Origin of the sequence: Oceanobacter sp. 4_MG-2023 (assembly GCF_030689165.1) — a bacterium.
Lineage (GTDB): Bacteria > Pseudomonadota > Gammaproteobacteria > Pseudomonadales > Oceanobacteraceae > Oceanobacter.
The window spans coordinates 1-747 of the sequence record NZ_JAUYVV010000074.1 but is presented as its reverse complement, the minus strand read 5'-3'; the positions used below and the strand labels follow the sequence as shown (position 1 = coordinate 747).

At 59.8% G+C, this 747-nt stretch carries 2 protein-coding genes; both read left to right on the top strand.

All coding sequences use genetic code 11. The features are described 5' to 3' along the window. The coding region (locus Q8W24_RS16805; protein ID WP_305476049.1) for a hypothetical protein at window positions 1-323 on the top strand (323 nt) is incomplete at its 5' end. Then, window positions 320-747: hypothetical protein (locus tag Q8W24_RS16800; protein WP_305476047.1), on the top strand; the 428-nt coding region annotated here is incomplete at its 3' end. The genes Q8W24_RS16805 and Q8W24_RS16800, both read left to right, overlap by 4 nt.

Here is a 747-nt window from a genome sequence, read left to right as displayed (position 1 = left end):
GTGCAGCTGTATCGCGCCTGCAAAACCTGCTCATACGCAGCCACTGCGGAGGCCAAACAATGAAATCACCCGCCAACACACACTACGCCAACAACCTGATCAACGCGGGTTATGCGCTGTCGAGAATGAACACACTGGGCATTGCGGTGCTGGATATGGACATCAACCGGCCATCTCCGCTGATCCGTATCCAGCTCACCGCCGCTGTCAAAAAGTTGAGCGGCCGGTGGGTACAAACCACCCGCCGTCACAACGGCCAGGCCGTCACATTGATGCGCGGCCAGGTAGACAACTGCACCGTGGAATGGGAGATCCGTCAATGATCACTCAACTGCTGAAACGCGCCCCGGCGCTGGTGCTGTTACTGGGCGGCATCGTACTACTGCAAACCCACGCCATGGACTACTGGAGCCGCTACGACGCGGCCACCGGTTGGCTTTGGAGCCTGGTGATTGAAGGTGCGGCAATCTGGTTGTGGGCTGCCCGCAGCTGGCTGAAAAACAGCATCGCCGTGTTCGCCACCCTGCTGGCGCTGTCGGCACCGCTGTACCAACTGGCAGCCCCTGTCATGGCAGAACAGCGCAGCAACGAGCAGGCCGCTAGCACACTGCCAGACCGCCAACAGGCCATCATCGCTCAGATAGCCAGTTTGGAATCGTCATTGGCCACCTACAACCAGAACAGCCAAACCCGTGGTGGCTGGGCCGCCCGTATCGATACCGCACAAAATCAGCTGGCATCGGCTCG